Origin of the sequence: Microbulbifer aestuariivivens, from assembly GCF_039545115.1 — a bacterium.
Lineage (GTDB): Bacteria > Pseudomonadota > Gammaproteobacteria > Pseudomonadales > Cellvibrionaceae > Microbulbifer > Microbulbifer aestuariivivens.
In genome coordinates, this window is the sequence record NZ_BAABRT010000006.1 from 69,465 (window position 1) to 95,483 (window position 26,019).

The window sequence follows — 26,019 nt, forward strand, 5'->3', positions numbered from 1 at the left end:
AAACGATAATACGCAGGTACCTGTTATCCATGAAGACAAAACTTTCCTATTTCATGCTCTCGGTTCTGGTCCTGCTCGGCGTCTGGCGCTGGTGGCTTCTGCCGGCTGTCGACGCCGGTCTCAACCAATATCTCGGCGAGGGGCAGCCGCCTATCTCCAGCGAGGCGGAGCGATTGCACCGTTCCCTGCTGGTGGGTGATTTGCACGCGGACAGCTTTCTGTGGGCCCGGAACCTGGCCGACCTGTCGGGCTATGGCCATCTGGATCTGCCGCGCGCCCGTGCCGGTAATCTGGGCATTCAGGTGTTCACCGCTGTTACCAAGTCTCCGCGGGGGCTGAATTACCACGAGAATGCCGCAGACGCTGTAGACAACATTACGCTGCTTGCCGTTGCCCAGGGCTGGCCAGTGCGCACCTGGGACAGCCTGTTGCAGCGGGCTCTCTATCAGGGGGAAAGGCTGCATAAGCTGGCGGCGGCGGTTCCCGAACGCGTGGTTCCAGTTGCGTCGGCGGCAGAGCTGCGCGAGGTGCTTGCCCGGCGCGACGAAGGCGAGGGGCCGCTGGCGGCGATACTGGGGATAGAGGGCGCGCACCCTTTGGAGGGCAAGCTGGAGAATATCGGAGTGCTCTATGACGCGGGCTTTCGCGTAATGGGGCTGCAGCATTTCTTCGATAATGAGCTGGGAGGCTCCCTGCACGGCGAGAGTGGAGCCGGCCTGACGGACTTCGGGCGGCGCGCGGTGCTGGAAATGGCGCGCCGCTCCATCATTATCGATGTGGCGCACTCTTCAGAGGCGGTTGTACGGGAGGTGCTCGCGCTTACCGAGCGGCCGCTGATGATTTCCCATACCGGCCTCAAGGGCCACTGTGATTCCGCGCGCAATATCCCTGACGCGCTGATGCAGGCAATTGCCGCAGGTGGTGGTCTGGTGGGGGTGGGGTTCTGGGATGGCGCCATCTGCGACCCCAGCCCGGTGAGCGTGGTGCAGGCTATCCGCTACGCTGTCGACCTCCTCGGCGTAGAGCATGTGGCGCTTGGATCCGATTACGATGGCACGGTAGCGGTTACTTTCGATGCCGGTGAGCTGGGGGTGTTAACCGAAGAGATGCTTCGCCAGGGTTTCAGCGAGTATGAAATTCGCCGGGTTATGGGGGAAAACCTGCGGGATTTCCTGTTGAATCAGTTGCCCGGGGGCAGAGGCTGACGGGGCCTGGCGTATCTGGCCTGTGGCGTATATAGAATGGGGAAATAGCTAGCGGTGCGCTGTTTTACCTGACCGCCGGCCCGGCGCATTTTCGTTATCGCTATCGCCATCGCGAGAAGGGCGCAGCCACTGTTTCTCTCAGGTGGTAACTTGTCCCGGGGCAGGTTGCCGCTGCATCCTCTAAGTGAGCTTTCTTAGTGAACTTGCTGGGGGGCTTTCTATGGGGCTTTCTATGGGTTGGGGGAGTGCTTTAAAGCGTGCTGTCGGGCTGGTTTTCCGGGCGCGCCTGGATGAATGCGGGGTTTTCGTTGCAGGCCAGCAGGATGCGATGGATCGCCGGGTACTCGGTAATGTCCATGCCAAAGCGCTCGGCACTGTAGATTTGCGGTATCAGGCAGCACTCGAACAGGCCGGGTTTCTCGCCGGCGGCGAAAGGGCCTGCCTCCGGTTGTTGATCCGGCTGTCGCTGAAGTTTGCTATCAATATGCCTTTCAGCCTGTCTCTCAAGCTGTCTCTCTAGTTGTTTTTCCAGTGCGACAAAACCTTCGTGAATCCAGTGGCGAATCCAGCGGTTTTTTTCCTCCTCGCTAAGCCCATACTCTGCTTGTAAGTAGCGCAGAGTGCGCAGGTTCTGGATTGGCTGAATATCACAGGCAATACCGTAGGCAAGTGCGCGGATACGGGCCCGTTCGACCGGAGCCTGTGGCAGCAGTGGCGGCTCGGGATGGGTTTCCTCAAGCCATTCCAGAATGGCCAGGGACTGGGTCAGAACGGTGCCATCGTCCACCAGCGCGGGAACCAGACCCTGTGGGTTCAGGTGGGTGTAGCCCTCCGCTCTGTGCTCATTTTGCAGCAGGTTCACCGCCCGATAGTCGTAATTCAACCCTTTCAGGTTGAGCCCGATGCGAACCCGGTAGCTGGCCGAGGAGCGGAAGTAGCCGTGCAGTTCCATAGCGTATTGAATTCCTAATCCTGTGGGTGTGCTCGGGGGTGCGATTTTTGTCTGCACTCACAAGCTGTGCCCTTTATGGATGATGGAGCCGTTACCGCGCAAATAAAGCGCGCAAGGTGCGGTATCCGCCAACAAAAATGGCGCGTGAGATCGTATAATGCGTGACCCATTATCTCCGGATCTAGGCCCGGTCGGGGCGGAGTTGGCGGAATTTTGACTGTGGGCTTGGCCGTGGATCACGGCGCGCCGCATCAGGCTCAAGACCGCGCGCCCTCGATGGTGGTTACAATTGAAACCAATGTTAGTTACATTTGTAGCCTCGGACAACCCGGCGGCCGCCATAGTCGGTGCCGGAAAGGCAGGCAGGAGAGGCAGAGCAACTGCATGAACAGTGATAAGAACCGGTTCGAAGAGATCGGTACCCCGGACGATTTGCGTCTGGAAAAGTTTTTACCCTACCGACTTTCGGTGCTTTCTAACCGGGTGAGCAACGCCATTGCCCAGGCCTATGGCCAGCGGTTTGAGCTGACCATTCCCGCGTGGCGGGTTATGGCGATTCTCGGGCGTTTCCCGGATCTTTCCGCCGCCGACCTGGTCGAGCAGACCGCGATGGACAAGGTGGCCATCAGCCGGGCGGTATCGGCGTTGTTCCGCAACGACTATATCACCCGCAGCGAAGACCCCGGGGACCGTCGCCGCCAGGTGCTGAACCTCTCCCCCCTTGGCCGCGATGTCTACGAGCGTATCGTGCCCCTCGCGCAGCAATACGAGAACGACCTGATGGCCTCTCTCAGTGTGGAAGAGCGCCAGCAGCTGGACAGTATCATCGAAAAACTGATGGGCCGCGCGCAGACCTGGGCCGAGCGCGGGCTGATCGACTGAAGTGAAAAATTGAAGGAAAAGAGCAAAGAGCCATGTTTGAGAAGTTCAGCAGTCTCCCTCCCGATCCCATCCTGGGGCTCCTCGCCAGCTATCGCCTGGACGACAATCCGCAAAAGATTGATCTCGGCGTGGGGGTTTATAAGGATGAGAGCGGCCACACCCCGGTGCTGCAGTCGGTCAAAGAGGCGGAGACCAGGCTGCTGAACAGCGAGGAAAGCAAAGCCTATATCGGCCCGGCCGGTACTCCGGGTTTTAACAGCGCCATGCAGGAGCTGGCGCTGGGCGCAGGTCATCCGGCGCTGGTGGCGAACCGTGTGCGCTCCGCTCAGACTCCAGGTGGTTGTGGTGCCCTGCGGGTATTGGCCGAGCTGGTCAATCGGGCCAGCGCGGGGGCTCGCATATGGGTGAGTGATCCCACCTGGGCCAACCATGTCCCGCTTTTGGGCAATGCCGGCCTCAAGATCGAAAGTTACCCCTATTACGATCGCGCCAGCAGCAGCCTGCGTTTCGACGCGATGGTGGAAACCCTCAAAGGCGTGGGGCAGGGCGACCTGGTGCTCCTGCATGCCTGTTGTCACAACCCCTGTGGCGCCGACCTGAATCGTGAGCAGTGGAAGGTCATCGTTGAGATGGCACAGCAGCAGGGTTTTACCCCCTTTATCGATATGGCCTACCAGGGCTTTGGCGACAGCCTCAACGATGACGCCTGGGGGCTGCGACTGATGGCGGAGTCGGTGCCGGAAATGCTGCTGGCGGTTTCCTGTTCCAAGAATTTTGGCCTCTACCGTGAGCGCGTCGGTATGGCGCTGGTGGTCTATAACGATGCAGTCGCCGCTGACAAGGGGCAGAGTCAGCTTCTCAATGTGGTGCGGGGGAACTACTCCATGCCGCCGTCCCACGGTGCCGCGATTGTCGAATCCATCCTCACCGATGCCGGTCTGCGGGCGAACTGGGAAGGTGAGCTGACCGAGATGCGCGAGCGGATCAACGGTCTGCGTACTGGCGTGGTGCAGAGTCTGGCGGCCGCAGGCGCAGCCGGAGACTTCTCCTTTATTCAGCGGCAGAAGGGCATGTTCTCATTTCTGGGCATTACCCCCGAACAGGTGCAGAGGCTCCACGACGAGTACTCAATTTATATGGTGGACTCCAGCCGTATCAGTATTGCCGGACTCAGCCGTGACAATATGGAGTACTTCAGCAAGGCGGTCGCCGCTGTACTCTGAGGCTTTGTAATTTTAGCTATAACCGGTGTGCAATTTTGACTGCCCGACCGGTTATCAGCTCTGGCTAAAAGCCATAAAAGTCCCGTGCGACTCGTCCGGGACTTTTTATTTCACGAAGATAAATGGAATTTTGAGGTACGCAACTCGTGTCAAATGCTGCGAAAAACTGGACCCCTGCAAGCTGGCGCAATCTGCAAGCGTTGCAGCAGCCAAGCTATGAGTCGGTGGAGAGCGTTGAGCGGGTGCGACAACAGCTGTCGGCTTACCCGCCATTGGTTTTCGCTCAGGAGGCGCGGGACCTGCGCCGGCAGCTGGCGCAGGTGGCTGAGGGCAAGGCGTTTCTTTTACAGGGCGGCGACTGCGCCGAATCCTTCGCAGACTTCAACGCCAACCGTATCCGCGATACTTTCAAGGTCTTGCTGCAGATGGCCGTGGTGCTTACCTTTGCCGGCAACATGCCGGTGGTGAAGGTGGCCCGCATGGCCGGTCAGTATGCCAAGCCGCGCTCTGCCGATACGGAAACCGTGGGGGGTGTGGAGTTGCCAAGCTACCGTGGCGATATCATCAACGGTATCGATTTTACGGCCGCAGCGCGACGCCCTGACCCCGAGCGTATGCTCACCGCCTACAACCAGTCGGCAGCCACCCTCAACCTGTTGCGCGCATTCGCCCAGGGCGGCTTGGCCGATCTTCATCAGGTGCATGGCTGGAATCTGAGTTTTCTGGAAAACAATCCGCAGCGTGAAAACTACGCCCAGTTGGCCGAGCGCCTGCAGGACGCCCTCGAGTTTATGGCTGTCTGTGGAGTGACTTCCGAGAATACCCCCGCGATTCGTGAAACGGTGCTGTATACCTCCCATGAGGCTTTGTTGCTGGATTATGAGCAGGCCCTGACCCGCACCGACAGCCTCACCGGAAAGTGGTATGACTGCTCCGCGCATATGTTGTGGATTGGGGAGCGCACGCGCCAGCTGGACGGCGCCCACGTGGAATTCCTGTCTGGAGTCTGCAACCCCATCGGCGTCAAGGTGGGGCCCGGAATGCAGCCCGATGAACTGTTGCGCCTGATTGACCGCCTGAATCCTGCCAATGAAGCCGGCCGTCTCACTCTGATTACCCGCATGGGTGCCGATCAGCTGGGGGATAGGCTGCCGCCTCTGGTTCAGGCGGTGCAGCGAGAGGGGCGCAAGGTGGTATGGAGCGCTGATCCAATGCATGGCAATACCGTGAAGGCCAGCAGCGGTTACAAGACGCGGGACTTTGACAAGATCCTCAGGGAGATCCGCGAGTTCTTCGCCGTGCATCGCGCCGAGGGCAGCCATCCCGGCGGCATTCACCTGGAGATGACCGGGCAGCACGTTACAGAATGCACTGGGGGTGCCTGGAAAATTTCAGAAGAGGATCTGGCCACCTGCTATGAGACCCAGTGCGACCCGCGCCTGAATGCCGATCAGGTGCTGGAGCTGGCGTTTCGCGTGTCGGACTGGTTGCGCAGCGGTCGGGCCTCGTCATAGCTTGATATTTCTGCGGGGGCAGGGTGTGTCTGTATCAGCTCATTATCGGCAGAAGAAGTCGCGGTAGAAGAAATTGGTAACACAAAGTATTCCGCGTGGGCATTGCTGGCCTGATTTTGCCTTGGCCAGTTGAATACCCCCCTTTTTTAAGCGCCGCCGGCCCCTTTTCATCGAGAAAGCAGCTGGCGGAAGCTCCGCGCCTTTGACCTCAGTGGCCTGTTGCGCTGCCCGCTGTTCCGGCCTGGTACCCTGGCTGGTACATAGCGCGCTGACAGTTTGGGGGTGCCTGTCGATTGTGGATTCCCCCGCCGAGTAGTATCCGCGAATGTGGCCAGATTCCACTGCGGCCCGCGCATGGTCGCGCTGTGCAGCGGCAGAAATGCATTCGTTTTTTTCCGTACTCCGTGACCTTGTCCCATGCACCCCGGCGTCACCATCTCTCCGCGATAGCTGCCCGGCACACGGATAGCCCAGGCCTCCGTCTATGCCCCTAGTCTGCTCGATTTCCCGGCAACACTGAATGGCTGGCTGAGAGCTACCGGAAACTCTGGCGCGAGGCTGATTCCAAACGGGTTTTACTGCGTTTCGGCACCCTAGTGGAGGATCGGCGCGTGCCTGCTGTGTGAATTCTCCTGCCACCGCTTATCTGCGGAATTTGCAAGGGGCAGATTCAACGCGCAACCCGTTGCCTTATCTGGTCCTTTAACTAACCCCTCTAATAAGTCGTTATCATTTTCAGGATGATATAGGCGCCACTCAAAGGGATATTGGTAATCGGAACCTTTCGGTCAACAGGTTGGAAGGAAAATTGAAGGGAAGATATAGCGTTAGTTTGCGCTGCGAAGTGGCATTTCGCGCAAAAATTCGGTTAAATTGCCGCAGGGATTACATCTACTTACACCGTAAAGGGATCACGGGTTATGCGTGTACTGCACATCGCGTACCAACAGCTGCGACGCTACGGCAAAACCCGAATAAGCTGGGCGCAGAAGCTGACCGACGGGTTGATCAAAAATGATCACTTTGTCCACACCTTCAGCGACCGCGATGTCGCGGCCTTTGAGGCTCCGCTGGGTATACGTGACCTGGGTAAGGCAAAAGCCAACCGCAGGCTGCTGGAAACGGTAGAAGCGGTCGACCCGGATCTGGTCATTGCCGGCCATTGCGACATCATCAGCAACGACACTTTGGCCGAGATTCGCAAGCGCAATCCCTCCGTCGCCATCGCGCACTGTAATAATGATCCTCTTTTTGTCCCCAGTAATGTCGCGCGTATCAAACATCGTGCACAGGTTGTCGATGCGGTTTTTGTATCTACGGGCCGCCCGGAACTGAAGCAGTTCGACGGGCTGGGTGCCAGGGTATATCACATGCCCAACCCTGTAGATCCTGCCAGGGAGGGGATGAACAATGCAGCCAGGACTGACCTTAAGACCGACCTGCTGTTTTGCAGCAACAGCACTGACCTGACTAAGCGCCTGCAGCTGGTGAAGCGTCTTAAAGACTCCCTGCAGGGTGAGCTGGTTTTCAGAACCTACGGCAGCTTTGGTGAGCCACCGGTTTGGGGGCGTGACTATGACCGTGCGCTAGCGAATACGCGTATGGGTCTGAACCTGAACCGTCAGGAGGGGCATTACTGGTATTCCTCTGCGCGCATGGCTCAGTTGGCCGGTAACGGTATTCTCCAGTTTACGCACAGCAGCCCGCGCTTTGACGAGTTGTTGCCGGAGGAGTCCCTTGTCTACTTTGATGATGAGCAGGACCTGCTGCGCAAAGTACGTGAGTTTCACGCTGATGATGCGAAGCGCCGCTCGTGGGCTGCCAGGGCGCGTGACTTTTTCCATAAGGAAATGAATTCCCGTCTGTACGCGCAATACATAGTCGAGGCATCGCTGTTGCAGCCATTCTCCCATGATTATGTTTGGGCACGTGATGTGCTCCAGGATGGAACAGGGCGATGATCATCCGGCTGTCCGGCCAACAACCCTTTGCTCAAGGTGGCAATCGCCTCTGCTATGTCCACCCGGCAGATGCCGATCGTTGCATCAAAGTGCGTCGGCCGGATTTCACCCTGGCCGACCGCCGTCGCAAGAAAGGTTTCCCCAAGAGTCTAAAGCCCCTCTCTTCATTTGATGATAACCGCGAAGAAGCTCGGGTGATGGAATCCCTCGAGAAGCGCTACGGCGACCGTGTATTCCAACATGTAAGCCGGTGCTTCGGTTTTGTCGATACGGATATGGGAGTCGGGCTCGTCTCTGAAATGATCCGTGATGCCAATGGAAAAATCTCCCAGACATTGAAGAAAGTTATCTGGGATGAGGGTTTTACCGCTGAGTGCCGCCAGGCTGTAGAGGCCCTGACCCAGTTCTGGCTCGATAACCTAGTCCCTTCCCGCCAGCTCCTTCTCCACAATATTGTGGTGCAGCGTGATAGTCGGGGCGCTATCGAGCGGCTTGTCGTGATCGATGGGCTCGGTAGCGCAGGTCTGCTTCCTTCGCCGCTGTTACCTTCGTTTATACAGCGCAGGAAAATCAAAAAGAAAATTGGCGTTATGCATGGGCGCATCAAGGTGTTGCTTGGGCAACGAGATCAGGCCCGCTTTCCGGGTTATCACGGTTTGCTGATGCACGATGGGGTGTCGTCCCGATGATAAGGAGATCATTATGGCTGTTAATACAGGATCACTGCGAGTGGCCCAGACCCTTGCAGGAGCAAGCCAGGGGGGAGCGGAGAATTTTTTCTCGCGTCTGGCAAAGGGCTTGCAGGGGACCGGTGCCATTACCCAAAAAGCCTTTATTCGAGGTCATGAGCATCGCCTGCAGTCGCTGAGAAGCGGTGGTGTTGCAGTAGAAGGATTCCGCTTTGGCGGCCCACTCAATCAGGTTGACCACTTTCGGTTTCGGCGCGCCTTGCGCACTTTCCAGCCTGATATTGTGCTCAGCTGGATGAACCGCGCCAGCAAGCTGACTCCCAAGGGAGATTACACCCTGGTCAGTCGTCTCGGGCACTACTACAACCTCAAATATTATCGTCACTGCGACTACTGGCTGGGGATTTCCCGAGGCATATGTGATTACCTGGTCCGTGGCGGTATGCCGGCCAATCGCGTATTTCACATTCCTAACTTTGCTGACGAGGCAGAGGTGGAGCCTTTGCCTCGCGACAGTTTCGATACCCCCGTTGATCGTCCTTTGTTGCTGGCAGCGGGGCGGCTGCACATTAACAAGGGGTTCGATACTCTGCTGCAGGCGCTGTCCAAAGTGCCGGATGCCGTTCTCTGGCTTGCCGGTGCCGGGCCTGAAGAGGGAGCATTGAAAGAGTTGTGCAGCGAGCTTGGGCTTTCTGAGCGTGTGCGTTTCCTGGGCTGGCGCGCTGATGTGACCGCATTGATGCGGACTGCCGATATTTTTATCTGTCCATCACGCCATGAGGGGCTGGGGTCTGTGATTATGGAGTCATGGGCGCATGGTTGTCCTGTGATCGCCACGGACTCTCAGGGACCGGGTGAGCTAATCGAGTCAGGAGTCACCGGCATTGTGACCCCCGTGGACCAGCCGGGTCCTCTGGCGGAAGCCATCAGCAGTCTGGTCACAGACGAGGTGGCGCGCAACCAACTCGCTGCTACCGCTCAGTCGCATTACCGCAAGCACTTCAGCCGTTCAGTCGTGCTGGACCAATATATCGACCTGTTCGACCAGCTGAAGCGCACCACCTGATCGCTGATCGCTGATCGCCACCGTATCCGCAATCAGCGTTTTCCGTACCGGCCTATATCATGATCTTTTCAGGTCTGCCGGCACCTCATCGATTCGAGTCCAACGCGTTGCCCGGCCCCTGTATTCATCAGGGGCTAGGGCGAACACATGGCCATGGGTTGAATAAGGGTTGAGGCGGGACTGGGGCTAGACGGACTCTCGCCGTCTTTCTCTTTCTCTTTCTCTTTCTCGGGCAGACACCCGCATTCGATTGAATATCTGCACTTTATAAGTCGTTATCATGTGGTGGAAAAATCTATTAAATCCACCTCATGGAAAATTTTTAACCAATGTGGGGAGGGTTATCCAAGGAAACTGGCATTTTTGTGTGTAACCGGGCCTATCCCTCTCTGGGCGTTGGCAGGGGGTCTAAAAAGCCGGTTAAACTCAGTCGCTTGTCTGTCAGCCAGTTTCAAGCACATTTTCAATATAAGAGAGGAATGAGCCAATGCGTCAATCACTCATCGCGCTTTCCATCGCTGCAGCAATTGCCGCTGCCACAGGCTGTGGCAAGGAGGCAGGCCAGGCCTCATCTTTGGATACCAGCACCCAGCCGCAGGCTAGCATTACCGCCGATGTAAACGCCGAGCTTGCCAATAACCCTCTGCTTGCCGAATGGGGTGGCCCCTACGGCGGTGTGCCGGCCTTCGACCAGATGCGCGTGGAAGATTTGAAGCCGGCGATGGAATTTGCCATGGCCGAAAACCTCCGGGAAATCGACGCAATCACCGCTAACCCCGAGCCGCCCACATTCGAGAACACCATTGCGGCGCTGGAACGCAGTGGCGCCGAGTTGGATCGCTTGTTCACCTATTACGGTATCTGGGCTGCCAATATGTCCTCTCCTGAATTCCGCAAGGTTCAGGGTGAGTTGGCCCCTAAGCTGGCTGACTTCCAGTCCAAGATTATCCAGAATGACGCGCTTTTTCAGCGCGTGAAGGCCATTTATGCAGTTCGCACTGCGTCTGATCTGAATGCCGAACAGCAGCGTGTGGTAGAGCTGATTTATAACCAGTTTGCCAATAATGGCGCCACTCTGTCCGGTAAGGCCAAGCAGCGCTATGCGGAGATCAACAAACGCCTGGCGGAGCTGCACACCCAGTTTGCTAACAATGTGTTGGCTGATGAAGAGGGCTACACCCTTTTCCTGACGGCCGACCAGCTGAGCGGTTTGCCGGACTCCTTTATCAAGGCGGCTGCGGCCCTCGCGGAAGAAAAGGGCCAGAAGGGCAGCTATGCCATTACCAATACTCGATCCTCCATGGACCCATTCCTGACCTATTCCGACAACCGTGCACTGCGCGAGAAGGTCTGGCGCAACTACTACAACCGCGGGGATAACGGCGACGAGCATGACAACAACGCCATCATCGCCGAAATACTGCAGTTGCGTGACGAGCGGGTCGAATTACTTGGCTTTGACAACTATGCCCAGTGGCGATTGCAGGACCGCATGGCGAAAATGCCAGAGCGCGCCATTGAGCTGATGGAAGCCGTGTGGCCTGCGGCTGTTGCTCGGGTTAAGGAAGAAGTGGCCGATATGCAGGCACTCGCGGATCAGTCCGGTGCCGATATCACCATCGAGCCCTGGGACTACCGCTATTACGCCGAGAAGGTGCGCAAAGCCAAATACGACCTGGATTCCGACGAGGTCAAGCAGTATCTGCAGCTCGACAATTTGCGTGAAGCCATGTTTTACGTCGCCGGTGAATTGTTTAATTACAGCTTTACCCCTGTGAAAGAGGGGGCCGTGCCGGTCTTCCACGAAGATGTGAAAGTCTGGGAGGTCACAGATAAGAAAACCGGTGCGCATATCGGCCTTTGGTACCTTGATCCCTTTGCCCGCAGCGGCAAGCGTTCAGGCGCCTGGGCGACCATGTACCGGGATCACACCACCTTCGATGGCAAAACCAACGTGCTGTCCTCCAACAATTCCAACTTCATCAAAGGCGCTCCGGGTGAGCCAGTGCTGGTGAGCTGGGATGATGCGTCTACCTTCTTCCACGAGTTCGGTCATGCGCTGCACTTCCTGGCCTCCAATGTTAGCTATCCAACATTGAATGGTGGTGTGCGTGACTACACCGAATTCCAGTCGCAGCTATTGGAGCGCTGGCTGTCCACCGATGAGGTCATCGACAACTATCTGGTACATTACAAGACTGGTGAGCCAATCCCGCAAGAACTGGTGAGCAAAATTAAAAAGGCTTCCAAGTTCAACCAGGGCTTCGCTACCACCGAATACCTGGCCTCTGCACTGGTGGATATGAAGTTTCACACGGCAGATCCACAGGGTATCGACCCGGATGCCTTTGAGCGTGAAACACTTGAAAAACTGGGGATGCCTGACGAACTGGTGATGCGCCACCGCACGCCACACTTCGGTCATATTTTCTCTGGCGAAGGCTATTCCGCCGGTTACTACGGCTACATGTGGGCAGACGTTTTAACGTCCGATGCATCGGAAGCTTTCGCTGAAGCCGAAGGTGGTTTTTACGATAAGGAGGTGGCGGAAAAACTCGTTAAGCACCTGTTCGCGCCGCGTAACGCCGTAGACCCCGCCGATGCTTACCGTGCATTCCGTGGCCGTGATGCCGAAATCGGTGCATTGATGCGCGACCGTGGCTTCCCGGTTGCGGAAAGTAAGTCCGAAGGTAAGTCGAATACGGTTGCGAGCAAGGATTGATTTTCGCTTTGGGCAGGTAGTCTGGGCTGCGGCAAACACAGCTGCCGGGAAATAAGCCCCTAGCTGGCAAAGCCCAGACTAATGCCAAAGCCAAAGCATTCAACTTTGGCAGCCTTCCACAGGCCGCGATGCCTAAGCATCGCGGCTTTTTTGTGATTTCCAGTTGGAAATATCGCCGCTTTTCACACTGCTAGACATGGAGTGCAGCAGTGGCCGCCGAACATGTATTGCAGAGGAGTTGAGCAGGTCGGGGGGCGAGTTGCGAGCCTATGCAGGTTTGCGCTGGCCAGGACAGGGATAGGTTGGTCATCGATAATTCTACCGGGCCTGCTCGAGCAGTTGCTCCAAAGGCAGCTCGGTGCGGTAGCGTACCTGTTTGAGGGAAAAGCTGCTCTTGATGTGATCGATACCCGGCAACTCGGTAAGTTTCTTGTCGAGGAATTCCTGGTAGGCCTGCAGATTGGGAACCACCACCCTCAGGAGGTAATCGAAATCCCCGGTCATCAGGTAGCACTCCATCACTTCCGGCCACTGCGCGATAACGGACTCAAAACCCTGCAGCTCTTTCTTGACCTGGTGGTTGAGGGTCACCTGAATAAATACGCTCACCGGCAGGCCCACCTTCTGTGGTTCCAAGAGGGTGACGGCGCGCTTGATAAAACCCTGTTCGTGCAGGTTTTTCACTCTGCGTGAGCAGGGTGAGGGCGACAGGCACACCTTTTCCGCCAGTTCTATGTTGGGGATAGTGGCGTCTTCCTGGAGGATCTCCAGAATCTTCTTGTCGGTGGCGTCCAGTGAATAAGCCATATTGGGCTCGCTCTTATTCGGCGCTTGCGCCGGCTAACTAGGGGGTTACGGGCGGCTTGGCCGGGTCTGAACCGCTGATTGCGGTGGTTATCCATGCCGCCTGAGTGACTGCGCTGCTTAACTGGCAGCACTGCTTTGCTGACAGGCGACCGCCGGCTTTACTCTGGCCGGTTTTGTTCTGGGTTGTCTCCAGGCTTTCCCCGGCTTCCCCCGGCTTCCCCCGGTTTTCCCCGGCTTCTCCTGGCTCTCCCAGCTCCACCCGGGGGTTAGAGTCTATCCGGGGCCTCGGGATAGACTCCGGGGATTGTTGCGCACGGTGTCACTATTTTTCATGATAGTGGTGATTTGTTGCTCTCAGCCATTCTTAATTGGTGACTTGTGGCGGGATTATGCCTCATAACGGACGCCTTGGGTATGACCTGTCCGTTATCCGGTCGGTAGGTTTCTTCAGGACCAATCAACACAAGCAGATCCCCCATGGCGGTGGGCGAATGCGATCAGGTTGAGGGTATAGCGGGCCGCTAGCTCTACGGATATTGCCCGCGACTTCGGTTGGGGCTTTATGCTGGGTGGCTAGAGGAGTTTGCGGGGGGCGGTGTTCAGGGTCGGTGTTCAAAGTTTCGCGCTGGCGCCACTATGGCCGTGCATGGGGAAGGCCGGCCCACCAAGCCCCCCTTTTCTTGGAAGGCGCGGTATTGAAATATCAGCCCCGCCTGGACTTGGGGGATGTCCAGGCGGCGGCCACTTCAGTTGGGGCGGAAGGACAGAAAGGGGTTGACCAGCCAGCCCAGTGGTCCGGTCACCTTTACCGGCGCTTCCAGCACGGAAAGGCAAAGGCATTCCTGATCCTGGGTGGCTATCGGGCGGTGCACATCACCGGGTTCCCGCAAGAGGAAGTCGCCGCGACAGTAGACGCCGTCAGCATCGGAGAAGCTGCCCACCAGAACCACGGTTACCTCACGGCCGCGATGGTCGTGCTCCGCAACCCGGCCACCCCGGCAAATCCGCTGGAAGGCGACTTCATAGCGATCCTGGCCGGTCGCAAGGCGGGAGGTGCGCAAGGCGCTGGATACCCGCTTCCATTTCAGCGGTCGGTTTGAGCTCACCAGCTTTCCCACCACCTTGGGCAGGTTCGCCAGAATGGGGTCTGCGCCGGCCTTTTTGGGCTGCGTCGGCACCGGCGGTTCTTCAACCTCGGTGGGGCCCGTATCCTCGTCTTGTGCCTGGTGCTGCTCCTGGTCCAGGCGCCCCATCAGCTTTGCGAATGCGTCTGTCTCAACGATCTGTGGCTCGCTCTCATTCAGCAGGGCTCCACCAATATCGTTAAGGTCTTCATGTTGCTGGCGGCACTGAGGGCACAGCTGGAGGTGGGAGGATACAGCCAGGCTCATGCCCCAGGGCAGGGAACCCGCAGCGTATTCCAGCAACATATTTTGGTCGGGATGATGACGTATCATGGTCCACCTAATTACTCAAACTTGCCTGCAACTTCTTCAGTGCCAGTCGCACACGGGACTTTACGGTGCCGAGGGGCAGGCCCAACTCGGCAGAGATTTCACTGTGTGATTTACCTTCCATATACGCCTTTTCGAGCACATGGCTCTGCTCTGGCGGTAAACTTGCAAGTCCCTTTGCCACCGCCTCCTCGCCGCGCTTGCGCTGCAAAAACAGCAGCGGTTGCGTGTCGGGGGTATCGTCCCAGATATCATCCACATCGATATCGCCGCTATCGGAGTCCTGACGGCGGTTATTACGCCGCAACATATCGATGCGGCAGTTGCGCATGATCGTGTAGACCCAGGTATTGGCCGAAGCTCTGGAAGGGTCGAAGCTTGGCGCCTTTCTCCACACGCGGATCATTACTTCCTGTACAAGCTCGTCGGCGGCTTCAGCACAGAACGCCTGGGTATTGCGACTGTAATGAAACCCCTTAATCAGGGGGGCGAAATGGCGGAACAGTTGCTCAAAAGCTCTTTTGTCCTGATCCTTACCGACCCGAACCAGTAGCAGGCTCCAGTCGTCATCACGATTCTTGGGGACTTCCACGGGGTTATCTGCTCTTTTAATCGATGTCACTTGCGCCATGGTAACGATCTTTTGATACTTGTTCGAACACTCTTTACGGCGTTGTGGAACACTCGGATCTCTCGATAGGTTCGTTAGAAGGATTTTTTTGCCGTTTAGCGTTCCTTTAATACAGGTGAATCCGCCTGTGCCCGAGCGGCGTACAAGTCCCCAAATCTCCATCAGGGAAGTAATAGAGCAAATGAGCGGACTTATAGAAGAACTTCAGCAGTACTACAGTGACTTTTCTGCGGTGGCGGGGGATTCATCGTTGCTGGACAGCCTTTACGATGAAAAAGTGGTTTTTCGCGACCCGGTACACCAGGTGGAGGGGCTGCCAGCCCTGAAGCGCTATTTCTCCGATATGAGCGGTGGCCTGACCAGCTGCAGGTTTGAGTTTGACCGTTCGGTATTATCCGAGGGCGGTGCCTGCCTGCCGTGGCAAATGCACTTCAGTCACCGGCAGCTCCAGGGGGGGAGGGAGCTTAGCCTGCGCGGCTGCAGCCTGCTGCACTTCAACGACCGGGTTTACTATCACGAGGATTTTTACGACTTGGGCGCCATGGTCTACGAGCAGGTTCCCCTGCTGGGATCTGTGGTGCGCGGTATCAAAAAGCGCCTCGGTGGCGCGGGGAGCTAGGGAATGAAAGCGATTCGCGATAAGACCATCTGGATTACCGGTGCCAGTTCTGGGATCGGCAAGGCTCTGGCCCTGCGCCTGGCCAAAAACAATAACTTTGTCATCGTCAGCAGCCGCGGTAGGGATAGCCTGCTTGAACTGCAGAAAACGGCGCCAAAAAACATCCGAGTGCTCGACTGTGATGTGGGCGACGACAAAGCCATGGAGGAGGCTGGTGATCGCCTTGCGAGCCTTACCGATCACCTGGATATGGTGTTTGCCTGTGCCGGCACCTGTGAATATGACGATGGCCTGAAATTAAAACTGGAGAGCTATCGACGCGTATTCGATGCGAATTTCTTCGGTGTGGTGAATACCCTGCGCCAGGCGTTGCCGCTCCTCTCGCACAGCAAGCAGCCAGTTTTTGCCGCAGTGGGGAGTTTGTCCTCAGTGGTGGGTTTCCCGCGGGCGGAAGCCTATGGCGCCTCGAAGGCTGCACTGGGGTACTTCCTCGATTCTGTTCGTGCCGATACCTCCCGGGTGCGCCTGCATGTGGCCCACATTCGCCCGGGGTTTATCGATACCCCACTTACCAAATCCAATGACTTCGATATGCCCTTTATGATGACCCCGGATGCGGCGGCTGAAAGCATCGAAAAGGGTGTATTGCGGGGCAGGCATATTATTGATTTTCCACGCCGGCTGAGTTGGCCATTGCGTTTCCTTGGCTTTTTCAGCAGCCTCTGGTTTGGGATCTGTACACCAAGAATGACAAGAATACGATCACTAAGGAAAACTAAATGCGCATAGCGATTGTGGGCAGTGGTATTGCGGGACTGACGTCTGCCTACCTCCTGAATAAAAAGTACGATATTACTCTTTTTGAATCTGCGGACAGGCTAGGCGGGCATACCGCCACCATCGACGTCCAGGAAGGAGACAAAACACTGGCCATCGATACTGGCTTTATTGTTTACAACGACTGGACCTATCCGAATTTCATCAAGCTTATGGAGCAGCTGGGTATCGAGTCGCAGCCTACTGACATGGGTTTCAGTGTCTGCTCCGACAGCGAAACATTCGAATACGCCGGCAACAACCTCAATAGCCTTTTCGGCCAGCGCTCTAATCTGTTGCGCCCAGGTCACTGGCGGATGTTACGGGATATTCTTCGCTTCAACCGCGAAGCCGTGCGCGACTGGAAGGAAGGTCGTCTTGCCGAGGGGATGACGCTTGGACAGTACCTCGAAGACAATGCCTACTCTGCCGAGTTCTGCGACCGTTATCTGGTGCCCATGGGCTCTGCGATATGGTCCGCAAGCCTGTCGCAGATGCGGGATTTCTCTGTGGACTTCTTTGTTCGTTTCTTCTTTAATCACGGGCTTTTGAATATCTTCAATCGGCCGCAGTGGCGAGTGATTAAAGGAGGCTCGCGGGAGTACATCCAGCCGATGACCGCAGGTTTCGCGGACAAGATTCGACTGTCGACCCCGATTGCTTCCGTGCTGCGCACTGCCGATGGTGTCGAGTTGCACACAGCTGCCGGGGAAAAGCTGCACTATGATGCGGTGATCTTCGCCTGCCATTCCGACCAGGCCCTTGCCTGCCTTGCGGATGCCAGTGCCGATGAACAGTCGGTTCTCGGCGCCATCCCCTATGCGCCAAATTCCGTTGTGCTGCACACAGATACCCGGCTGCTGCCAAGCCGTGAGCGCTGTTGGGCCAGCTGGAACTATCGCCTGCAGAAGGGCTCTGATCAGCTCCCGGTACTGACGTACAACATGAATATTCTGCAGCGGCTCGACACCGACAAGACCTACTGCGTGACCTTGAACGCAGACGACGCAATAGCACCGGAAAAAATTATCGGGCGCTACCAGTATGAGCACCCGCAGTTTTCTGTGGCGGGTATGCAGGCTCAGCAGCAGTGGGGAAAAATTAATGGCGTCAACAAGACTTGGTACTGCGGTGCTTACTGGGCCAATGGCTTTCATGAGGACGGTGTGAAAAGTGCACTGCGGGTTTGTGAGGCATTGGGAGTGACACTCTGATGGAGAGTGCCATTTACAGTGGCTTGGTCAGGCACCGGCGTTTTTCCCCGCGAGAGCACCAGTTTCAGTACCATGTTTTCATGATGTATCTGGACCTGGCGGAACTGGAGCAGGTCGTCTCCAAGTCCCGTTTCTGGTCGGCTGGTAAATGGGCCCCGGCAAGGTTTTGTCGTGAAGATTTTATGGGGGATCCTGCAGTGCCCCTCGACGAAGCCGTCAGAAGTCGTATCGCCGAGGTCGGTGGTGAGCGGCCTCTGGGGCCGATTCGGTTGCTGGCCAACTGGCGTTATTTCGGTTACAACATGAACCCGATCAGCACTTACTATTGTTTCGATAGTAAAGGCGAGGAGGTGCGCTGGATCTTATTGGATGTGCACAATACGCCGTGGAATGAACGCCACACTTATGTGCTGGACTGCAGGGAAATGAATGGCGTGCAGAAAGCCGCTTTCAGCAAAGACTTTCATGTATCGCCGTTTATGCCTATGGACCAGGTTTATCGCTGGCGCAGTGTCACACCCGGGGAGCGGTTGACCGTTCATTTGCAGAATTTTGATAAAAAACAATGCGTTTTTGACGCGACCATGAGTCTCACGCGGCAGGAAATTTCTACCGCGAACCTTAATAAAATCCTGATCCGTTATCCGCTGATGACCGTAAAAGTGATCATCGCAATATACTGGCAGGCATTCAGGTTGTGGCTCAAGCGCGTCCCTATCTTTACACATCAGGTGGCCGTGGTTAGGGCCGATGCAGGAGAAAATCGCCGATGAAATCCATAGAAGCAAGTTCTACCACCGCAACAGGCGCTGAGAGCCTTTCACAATTTTCCGAAAAAGAATCCTGGCTTGTGGCACTGGCCCGGCGCCTGGTGCTGGCAAAAATGGGGGGCATTCGCAACGGACGTCTTGTTGTTGAAGAGGGCGGTGAGCGTTATGAGTTTGGCCAGCCGGCAGATGCCGCTGAAGTGAGTGCGACCATTCGTATTCACGATGCCAGCACATACTCACATGTGTTGCTGAACGGCACCGTGGGTTCTGGTGAGGCTTATATGCAGGGGGCCTGGAGTTCCCCTTCTCTTGTAGACGTGATCCGCTTAATGGTCAGCAACATGGCTATGCTGGAGAACCTGGACTCACGCTGGAGTTTCCTGCACAAGGCTTTTCTCAAAGTTCTGCATAGCCTCAATGCCAACACCCGCAATGGCTCACGCAAAAACATCGCCGCACACTATGACCTCGGCAATGATTTTTTCCGGCTTTTCCTCGATGAGAGCATGATGTATTCCTCGGCGATTTTTCCTCGCGAGGATGCCACCCTTGCCGAGGCGTCCGTGCACAAGCTGGAGCGAATCTGCCAGAAACTGGACCTGAGCCCTACCGACCACCTGCTGGAAATTGGCACCGGTTGGGGAGCCATGGCGATTCACGCGGCCAAGCGTTACGGTTGCCGTGTAACCACTACAACGATTTCCCGCGAGCAGTATGAATATGCGAAGGCCTGGGTTGCGAGAGAGGGGCTGGAGGACAGGATTACTCTGCTGCTCAAGGATTATCGCGATCTGGAAGGGCAGTACGACAAGCTGGTATCCATCGAAATGATTGAGGCCGTTGGCCACGATTATCACCGCAACTTCTTCTCCCGCTGCAGCCATCTGCTCAAGGAAGACGGCCTTATGGTGATGCAGGCCATTACCATCCAGGATCAGCGCTATGATCGTTATCGCAAGCAGGTGGACTTTATTCAGCGCTATATCTTCCCCGGTGGCTGCCTCCCTTCCAATCAGGTTGTGGCAGACCATATCGCCGACAATACGGATATGCAGATTGTCGGTCTCGAAGATATTACCTTCCATTATGCCCGCACACTGGAAGCCTGGCGCGAGGCGTTTTTCGAGCGTCTTGAGGAAGTCAAGAGACAGGGGTTTGACAGCCGCTTTATCCGTATGTGGGATTTCTATCTCTGCTACTGCGAAGGTGGATTTCTTGAGCGCGCGATCAGCACCGCGCAATTCGTGTTCGCCAAACCGCGCTGCAAAGCGCTGCCGGTCTGAAGACGTCAATCGACAAGGGGCTTGTGTGGCGGTTTGTCGTCAACGCCGTGTTGTTCGACATCGCCTGGCCCCTGTGCGTTTTAGTTGACAGTGTGGCGATTATCGCCAGCTTTACGCTGGCGAATCTTCTGGTCCACCTGTTTATTGTCGCCGACAAGCCGAAGGAGTGGCTGTGGGTCGCCGCCATCTGGTTTTGTGGCGCGGCCATGGATACCGCGGTATTTGCCAGTGGCCTGCTGGTGAACGAAAGCGGATCTCCTTTCCCGCCTGCCTGGCTGCTGTTGCTCTGGGTGAATTTCGCCACGGCTCTTCGCTATAGCATGTTCTTTCTGCAGAAGAACGCCTGGCTTGCCGCACTGGTCGGCGGCATCTTTGGGCCTTTCAGCTACTGGACGGGCTCCTGGCTCAATGGAACCGTGGATTTCTCTCAGCCGGTCATCTTGCCTATTATTGTGCTGGTCGCACTCTGGGCGCTTTTTATGCCATTTACCACTTGGCTTTCCAGGCGCCGGATTTTCACCGAGGTGCCTCAGGGGCAAGTCGTGCGTGAGAGTTAATGCGGTGCGTGGTAATGAGATTCAGGCGGTAAGCATCTGCCTGCTAAACGGCTACATGTAAAAGGCCTGTGTTAAAGCGCTAGGTGATAAACCGCTACCCGATAAAGAGCCACGTGGTAAATAGCTGCTTGGTGCTTGGTGCTTGGTGCTTGGTGCTTGGTGCTTGGTAAAGGCCTACATGGTAAAGAGCTACATTGTAAAGAGCACATGGTAAAGAGCACATGGTAAAGAGTTGCGTCATGGTTAAGGAGGTGCACCATGGGTAAGTTGCTTGTATTGCTGGCGTTTTTAATCTCCGCTGCCAGTGGAAATGCCGCAGCGAGCTGCGGTTATCAAGGTGAGGTATTTGCCACTGGGCTGGCCCGCGACCCGCGCAGTGGGGCTCTTGTGTATTGCGAATACCACCTGCCAGCGCAGGGCAATCAACGCAGGGTGCTTTACTATTCTCCAGGTGGTCACCGCATCGCCGAAAAACAACTTGGTGGTGTGAACTCGACCATCCCCTCCGTTGCCCAGCAGGACTATCGACACGGGGAAGAGCGTGTCCTCAACCCACGTGGTGGTCAGATTGAAATGCGCTATCGGGAAAAATCCGGCAGCGGCTGGGAGGCTGAAATCCTTCCCTCCTCGGCGGTAGATGTTGCCGATGCCGGCTTCGACGCCTTTGTTCGCAACAACTGGGCTCGCCTTTCTGCTGGGCAGTCTGTCAGCTTTAACTTCGCTTCACCGGTACACGGCCGTGCGATTCCACTGCGTGCGCGCAAGGTGGCGTGCACTGGTGGTGCAGGCAGGTTGTGCCTGCAGGTAGATCTTGACCAGGCGTTTCTGCGGTTATTTGCCGGGGCGCTTTACCTGGAGTACGACCCCGACAGTCGCAGGCTGCTGCTCTTTGATGGGGTGACCAACCTGCTCGATACCCGTGGTGGCAGCCAGCGCTTAAGGATCAATTACCAATATTGATATTGAGACTGTGCGCACAGAGCTCATTTAGCTGGCCTTTTGGTCAGCTTTTTTTTGGTCTGAGACTGGCGCGACATGCCACATAAGGCTAAACCTAAGTGGAAAGAGGCGTCATTTGTTCGCCGGCAGTATTCGAGGGTCTGTGGCTTTCGCAGCCGACCCTATCGGTTGGGTCATTTCCGATGGCTCATTTCTGGATTGTGCGACTGCTGCGGCAGATGAGCCGCTGGACCAGTAAGGCGCACTCACCACAAAGCGAGGTCGTGGTATGAACCTAAAGGGTGAATTCAGCAACATGAGCAGTATGGGGGAGTCACAACCCCGTACTTTAAACTCTCGTACATCCCAGTCTCTTATATCTGAGTCTCGTATATCGAACTCCCGTACTGGGAAACTTGCACTTGCTACAGCCTTGGGGCTTTGTGCCGTTCTTGCGACGGGTTGCGTTACGCAGGAACAGGTACCCGGTGCCGGAGGCGTGGTGATCGATACTCAGGGTGTGAACATGACTCAGTACCAGAGGGACCTTATGGACTGCCGCTCCAATGCCTACTATGCCCGGGCTGATGCGGGGCGAAGGGGCGTGACACAAGCTGCAGGCGGTGCCCTGCTGGGTGGTGCGCTGGGTGCAATTGTTGGCGATAGCAGCCGCGCAGCGGCGGCTGGCGCAGGCGCGGGCGCTCTACTGGGTGGGGTGTCCGGCGTTGGCAGCTCACACCGGGAGGAAGACCGTATTGTCAAAAGCTGTCTGCGTTTCCGCGGCTACCACGTTTTAAATTGATCCACTGTGAACTTTTCGCGCCAGGGCGCGGTCAAAGAGTTCATGTGAAATTCATCTCCTGAGGGAATACAACGGACCTGTTGATATTCGGCAATCTCACAGGACTTAGCTTACGCCGGGCCACGTGCCCGGCTTTTTTATTCCTGTTATCCCGTCATGTTCGCAAAGGCTGTTTATGGGATCGTCGCTACCTTACCGGGAAGCGTCGTCTCAACCTTTACAAAGCCGTGGTGGTGCGGGCAGGGAAAAGGTGGAAAGCGCAAAAGCCCAAAGCGACTAAAAGGGGGCGGAGAAAAGAGGGGGAAGACAGGAGGCAGGAGACAGGAAACAGGAAACAGGAAAGAAAGCAGAGGCCGAGGGGAAGGGCTGCGGTCTTCGCTAGCGCCAGCGGGCATCAACGACATTGGCAAGTGCAATGATCTGTAGTAGTTCAGACTTGATCTGACAGTTACCGATTTCTCAAGCTGTATGCTTCCGGAAACAGAAGTCAAAAGAGCGGCTTTAAGCCGCTCTTTTCCTTTGGGTTTTCCCGTGGGGCTTATCCCTGCTGCTTTCTCAGGAAGCTTTTCCTCGAAATTTTTCCGTAAAGCTTTTCCGTGAAGCTTTCCCTGTAGCGCTTTCCCGCAAAGCTTCTCCCCTAGGCTTTTCCCCTAGGCCTTCGCCCTAAGCCTGTCCTGCGGGCAAAGTTACTGTTGTAGAGAGAAGAGCTGGGTGTTGCCCCCTGTGGCAACCGTGTTGATGGTTTTGGTTTTCTCCTCTGCGAAGCGGTACAGGTAAAGCGGGCCGCCCGCTTTGGGGCCGGTGCCGGAGAGGCCCTGGCCGCCGAACGGATTTACGCCCACCACGGCACCAATCATGTTTCGGTTGACGTAGACGTTGCCTACATTGACCCGCTTAAACACCGCGTGGGCGCGGCCCTCGATCCGCGAGTGCAGGCCGAAGGTCAGGCCATAGCCCGTGGCATTGATACGGCGAATGGTGTCTTCCAGCTCTTCCGCCTTAAAGCGTATAACGTGCAGGAAGGGGCCGAACACCTCGCGCTTCAACAGTGAAAAGTCCTCGATTTCGACTACCTGCGGACCAAAGAAGGTGCCGTTCTCCGGCATCTTGCTCTCGTCGAAGGCGAACAGTGGCTTGGCCTCGGCGGCCATGCGCTCACGATGCTTTTCCAGCGTGGCGAGCGCTTTCTCATCGATGACCGGGCCGATATCGGTGGCCAGCTTGGAGGGGTCTCCCAGGCTCAGCTCCTCACAGGCGCCTTTGAGCATCTTCAGCAGGTTGTCGGCGATCACGTCCTGCACACACAGGATACGCAGGGCCGAGCAGCGCTGACCGGCGCTCAGGAAGGCGGACTGGATCACATCATCCACCACCTGTTCCGGCAGGGCGGTGGAGTCGACGATCATCACATTCTGGCCGCCGGTCTCGGCGATCAGGGGGGCGATGGGGCCTTCCTTGTCCGCCAGCTGTTTGTTGATCAACCGCGCGGTTTCGGTGGAGCCGGTAAAGGCCACGCCACACAGGCGCGGGTCCTGGATCAGCGCTTCGCCGACAGCGGCGCCGGTGCCGGTAATCAGGTGCAGAACCTCCTTGGGCACACCGGCCTCGTGCATCAGTTCCACGGCGCGGGCGGCGGTCAGCGGCGTCTGTTCGGCGGGTTTGGCCAGCACTGCGTTACCGGCTGCCAGCGCGGCCACTACCTGGCCGGTAAAGATCGCCAGTGGGAAGTTCCACGGGCTGATGGCAACGAATACCCCGCGGCCGGTGAGATAGAGCTGGTTGCTCTCGCCGGTGGGGCCGGGCAGGTCGACTGGCTCGCCAAAGTGCTGGCGGGCGCCGTTGCCGTAGTAACGACAGAAATCGACCGCTTCGCGCACTTCGGAAATACCGTCGTTCAGCGTGCGGCCCGCCTCCAGGCATATCAGCGCCGTCAGGTCATTCATGTGCTGTTCGTAGAGGTCGGCAATGCGGTCGAGAATCCGGGCACGGGCTTCGCCGCCCAGGCGGTCCCAAGCCACCTGGGCTTCGGTGGCGGCGCGATAGGCTGCATCGATCTGGTGCTTGTCGGCGTTGGCGGTATGGCCAATCACTTCGCCAGTGGCGGGGTTGAGCACCGGTTCATTGGCCTCGCCCATCACGCCATTGATGATGGGGCCGCCCTTGAATTGTCTGCCGTGAATTTGGTCAACGGTCTCCAGCAGTGGCGCCGCCGCCAGCGGGTCCGTCAGTTCGATGCCGTGGGAGTTCTTGCGGGGCAGCGGTTCGCCGCCCAGCAGGATATCCGCCGGCACCGGGATTTGCGGGTGGCGGAAGGGTTTGCAGTGTTCACTCTGCTCGATGGTGTCCTGCACCAGCTCTTCCACCGGTGTCGCTTCGTCCATAAAGCGGTTGACGAAGGAGCTGTTGGCGCCGTTTTCCAGTAGCCGCCGCACCAGGTAGGGCAGCAGGTCCTTGTGCGCACCCACTGGTGCGTAGACACGCACCGGCACACGTTTGCCGTGCACGGCTTCCAGCTGCGCATACAGCAGGTGGCCCATGCCGTGCAGGCGCTGGAACTCGTAGTTGCCTTCGTCGCCGGCCATTTCAAGAATCAGGCCGACGGTATAGGCGTTGTGGGTGGCGAATTGCGGGTAGATGGCGTCGCGGGCATCCAGCAGCTTTTTGGCGCACACCTGATAAGAGAGGTCGGTGTGGCACTTGCGGGTATAGACCGGGTAATCGCTCAGGCCCATCTGCTGGGCGTGCTTGATCTCGCTGTCCCAGTAGGCGCCTTTTACCAGGCGCACCATGAGCTTGCGGCCGGTATCGCGGCCAAGGGCGATCAGCCAGTCGGCCACGTGCGGAGCGCGCTTCTGGTAGGCCTGAAGGACAAAGCCCAGCCCCTGCCAGTCCCGCAGCTCCGGGTCGCGGGCCAGTGCCTCGAAGATGTCCAATGAGATATCCAGCCGATCCGCTTCTTCGGCGTCGATATTGAGGCCCATGTCGTATTGCGCCGCCGCCAGACACAGCGCCTTCACTTTCGGCAGCAGCTCGGTCATGACCCGATCCCGCTGCAGGGCGCTGTAGCGCGGGTGCAGGGCGGACAGTTTGATGGAGATACCGTTGGCCTCCACCACATCGCGCTTGTCATTGTCCTTGCCGATGGCCTCGATCGCCATCATGTAGGCGTCGAAGTAACGCTGGGCATCCGCCATGGTGCGGGCGCCTTCCCCGAGCATATCGAAGGAGAAGCGGGTGCCGGGCTGGTTTTCCGCCGGGCCGCGTTTCAGCGCCTCCTTGATGCTGCGGCCCAGTACATACTGGCCGCCCATGATTTTCATGGCCTGCATCATCGAGGCGCGCACCATCGGCTCCCCCATGCGGCTGACGAGGCGCTTCATCCAGTTGGAGGGTTTCTCGGTGATGTCCGGGTCCAGCTCGACGATATTGCCGGTCAGCATCAGCCCCCAGGTGGAAGCGTTGACGAACAGGGAGTCAGATTGCCCCCGGTGGCTGGACCAGTTACCGGAGTGCACTTTCTCGGCGATCAGTTTGTCGGCGGTTTCCGCATCCGGTACCCGCAGCAGCGACTCCGCCAGGCACATCAGTGCCACGCCTTCTTTATTGGAAAGGCCAAACTGTTGCAGGAATGCGTCCAGGGTGCCGCGCTTGCTGCGCTGTTTGCGCGAGGCGCGCACCAGCTCGCGTGAGGTTTCCAGAATCCTCTGGCGCGTGGTCTCGCTGGGGCGGGGTGCCGCCAGCAGCTCACTGACGCACTGGTTTTCGTCGGCGTGCAGGTACTGTCGGGCCAGCTGGCGCGCGCTGTGCAGTTCTCCGGCGAATGGTTTCGACATGGTGACTCCCGAACTCTAAAAATTGGGCCAGAATAAAAGTCGGATTATGGGGGAAATGCCTCAGAATTAATCGCCAATTT

21 protein-coding genes are annotated in these 26,019 nt (G+C 57.2%); 16 read left to right on the top strand and 5 right to left on the bottom strand.

Features of this window, described 5'->3' with window-relative positions:
* The first annotated feature begins 29 nt into the window (after nt 1-29).
* Nucleotides 30-1,205 carry a dipeptidase gene (locus ABEA58_RS05110; protein ID WP_345549458.1) on the top strand — a complete coding sequence of 392 codons (1,176 nt, stop codon included), beginning with the start codon at nt 30-32 and terminating at the stop codon, nt 1,203-1,205.
* Between the two features lie 250 nt (nt 1,206-1,455).
* On the opposite strand, the gene maiA is transcribed toward ABEA58_RS05110, so the two are convergent.
* On the bottom strand, nt 1,456-2,157 hold the full coding sequence (maiA, locus tag ABEA58_RS05115; protein ID WP_345549459.1) for a maleylacetoacetate isomerase: 702 nt from the start codon (nt 2,155-2,157) through the stop codon (nt 1,456-1,458).
* A gap of 384 nt (nt 2,158-2,541) precedes the next feature.
* Here maiA and ABEA58_RS05120 point away from each other — a divergent pair, with 384 nt between their 5' ends.
* From ABEA58_RS05120 to ABEA58_RS05150, 7 genes are all read left to right on the top strand, one after another.
* Nucleotides 2,542-3,039 carry a MarR family winged helix-turn-helix transcriptional regulator gene (locus ABEA58_RS05120; RefSeq protein WP_345549460.1) on the top strand — a complete coding sequence of 166 codons (498 nt, stop codon included), beginning with the start codon at nt 2,542-2,544 and terminating at the stop codon, nt 3,037-3,039.
* Nucleotides 3,040-3,071: 32 nt separating this feature from the next.
* Nucleotides 3,072-4,262, top strand: coding sequence for an amino acid aminotransferase (locus ABEA58_RS05125; protein WP_345549461.1), 1,191 nt, complete (start codon nt 3,072-3,074; stop codon nt 4,260-4,262).
* A gap of 146 nt (nt 4,263-4,408) precedes the next feature.
* Complete coding sequence (locus ABEA58_RS05130) at nt 4,409-5,776, top strand: class II 3-deoxy-7-phosphoheptulonate synthase (RefSeq protein ID WP_345549463.1); 1,368 nt, start codon at nt 4,409-4,411, stop codon at nt 5,774-5,776.
* A 920-nt stretch (nt 5,777-6,696) separates the two neighbouring features.
* Entirely contained in the window at nt 6,697-7,737 is a 1,041-nt protein-coding gene (locus ABEA58_RS05135; protein WP_345549465.1) for a glycosyltransferase family protein, read from the top strand.
* Nucleotides 7,734-8,426, top strand: coding sequence for a YrbL family protein (locus tag ABEA58_RS05140; RefSeq protein WP_345549466.1), 693 nt, complete (start codon nt 7,734-7,736; stop codon nt 8,424-8,426). Before ABEA58_RS05135 ends, ABEA58_RS05140 begins: the two co-directional genes overlap by 4 nt.
* Before the next feature lie 13 nt (nt 8,427-8,439).
* Complete coding sequence (locus tag ABEA58_RS05145) at nt 8,440-9,492, top strand: glycosyltransferase (RefSeq protein ID WP_345549468.1); 1,053 nt, start codon at nt 8,440-8,442, stop codon at nt 9,490-9,492.
* Between the two features lie 487 nt (nt 9,493-9,979).
* A complete protein-coding gene (locus ABEA58_RS05150) occupies nt 9,980-12,214 on the top strand; it encodes a M3 family metallopeptidase (protein WP_345549469.1) in 2,235 nt (744 codons plus the stop codon).
* Between the two features lie 318 nt (nt 12,215-12,532).
* Here the strand turns inward: ABEA58_RS05150 and ABEA58_RS05155 are convergent, their stop codons facing one another.
* The 3 genes from ABEA58_RS05155 to ABEA58_RS05165 form a co-directional block, all read right to left on the bottom strand.
* Nucleotides 12,533-13,021 (bottom strand): Lrp/AsnC family transcriptional regulator, encoded by a 489-nt coding sequence (locus ABEA58_RS05155; protein ID WP_345549471.1) that lies wholly within the window; start codon nt 13,019-13,021, stop codon nt 12,533-12,535.
* A 746-nt stretch (nt 13,022-13,767) separates the two neighbouring features.
* Nucleotides 13,768-14,478: a ChrR family anti-sigma-E factor gene (locus ABEA58_RS05160; RefSeq protein ID WP_345549472.1), complete on the bottom strand. Its 711-nt coding sequence runs from the start codon at nt 14,476-14,478 to the stop codon at nt 13,768-13,770.
* A 7-nt stretch (nt 14,479-14,485) separates the two neighbouring features.
* Nucleotides 14,486-15,106, bottom strand: a complete 621-nt coding sequence (locus ABEA58_RS05165; RefSeq protein ID WP_345549473.1) for a sigma-70 family RNA polymerase sigma factor — start codon at nt 15,104-15,106, stop codon at nt 14,486-14,488.
* A 181-nt stretch (nt 15,107-15,287) separates the two neighbouring features.
* Here ABEA58_RS05165 and ABEA58_RS05170 point away from each other — a divergent pair, with 181 nt between their 5' ends.
* The 8 genes from ABEA58_RS05170 (at nt 15,288) to ABEA58_RS05205 (ending at nt 22,106) form a co-directional block, all read left to right on the top strand.
* Nucleotides 15,288-15,725, top strand: coding sequence for a nuclear transport factor 2 family protein (locus ABEA58_RS05170; protein WP_345549474.1), 438 nt, complete (start codon nt 15,288-15,290; stop codon nt 15,723-15,725).
* Nucleotides 15,726-15,728: 3 nt separating this feature from the next.
* A complete protein-coding gene (locus ABEA58_RS05175; protein WP_345549476.1) occupies nt 15,729-16,514 on the top strand; it encodes an SDR family NAD(P)-dependent oxidoreductase in 786 nt (261 codons plus the stop codon).
* On the top strand, nt 16,505-17,755 hold the full coding sequence (locus ABEA58_RS05180) for an NAD(P)/FAD-dependent oxidoreductase (protein ID WP_345549478.1): 1,251 nt from the start codon (nt 16,505-16,507) through the stop codon (nt 17,753-17,755). Before ABEA58_RS05175 ends, ABEA58_RS05180 begins: the two co-directional genes overlap by 10 nt.
* On the top strand, nt 17,755-18,528 hold the full coding sequence (locus ABEA58_RS05185) for a DUF1365 domain-containing protein (protein ID WP_345549480.1): 774 nt from the start codon (nt 17,755-17,757) through the stop codon (nt 18,526-18,528). Before ABEA58_RS05180 ends, ABEA58_RS05185 begins: the two co-directional genes overlap by 1 nt.
* A complete protein-coding gene (locus ABEA58_RS05190) occupies nt 18,525-19,808 on the top strand; it encodes a class I SAM-dependent methyltransferase (protein WP_345549482.1) in 1,284 nt (427 codons plus the stop codon). The genes ABEA58_RS05185 and ABEA58_RS05190 overlap by 4 nt, the downstream gene beginning before the upstream one ends.
* A gap of 23 nt (nt 19,809-19,831) precedes the next feature.
* The gene (locus tag ABEA58_RS05195) at nt 19,832-20,365 is read left to right on the top strand and encodes a DUF2878 domain-containing protein (RefSeq protein WP_345549484.1); all 534 of its coding nucleotides are present in this window, start codon (nt 19,832-19,834) and stop codon (nt 20,363-20,365) included.
* Nucleotides 20,366-20,623: 258 nt separating this feature from the next.
* Entirely contained in the window at nt 20,624-21,325 is a 702-nt protein-coding gene (locus tag ABEA58_RS05200) for a hypothetical protein (protein WP_345549486.1), read from the top strand.
* Between the two features lie 481 nt (nt 21,326-21,806).
* Nucleotides 21,807-22,106, top strand: coding sequence for a glycine zipper family protein (locus ABEA58_RS05205; RefSeq protein WP_345549488.1), 300 nt, complete (start codon nt 21,807-21,809; stop codon nt 22,104-22,106).
* Between the two features lie 686 nt (nt 22,107-22,792).
* Here the strand turns inward: ABEA58_RS05205 and putA are convergent.
* Complete coding sequence (gene putA / locus ABEA58_RS05210) at nt 22,793-25,939, bottom strand: bifunctional proline dehydrogenase/L-glutamate gamma-semialdehyde dehydrogenase PutA (protein ID WP_345549489.1); 3,147 nt, start codon at nt 25,937-25,939, stop codon at nt 22,793-22,795.
* Nucleotides 25,940-26,019 lie beyond the last annotated feature (80 nt).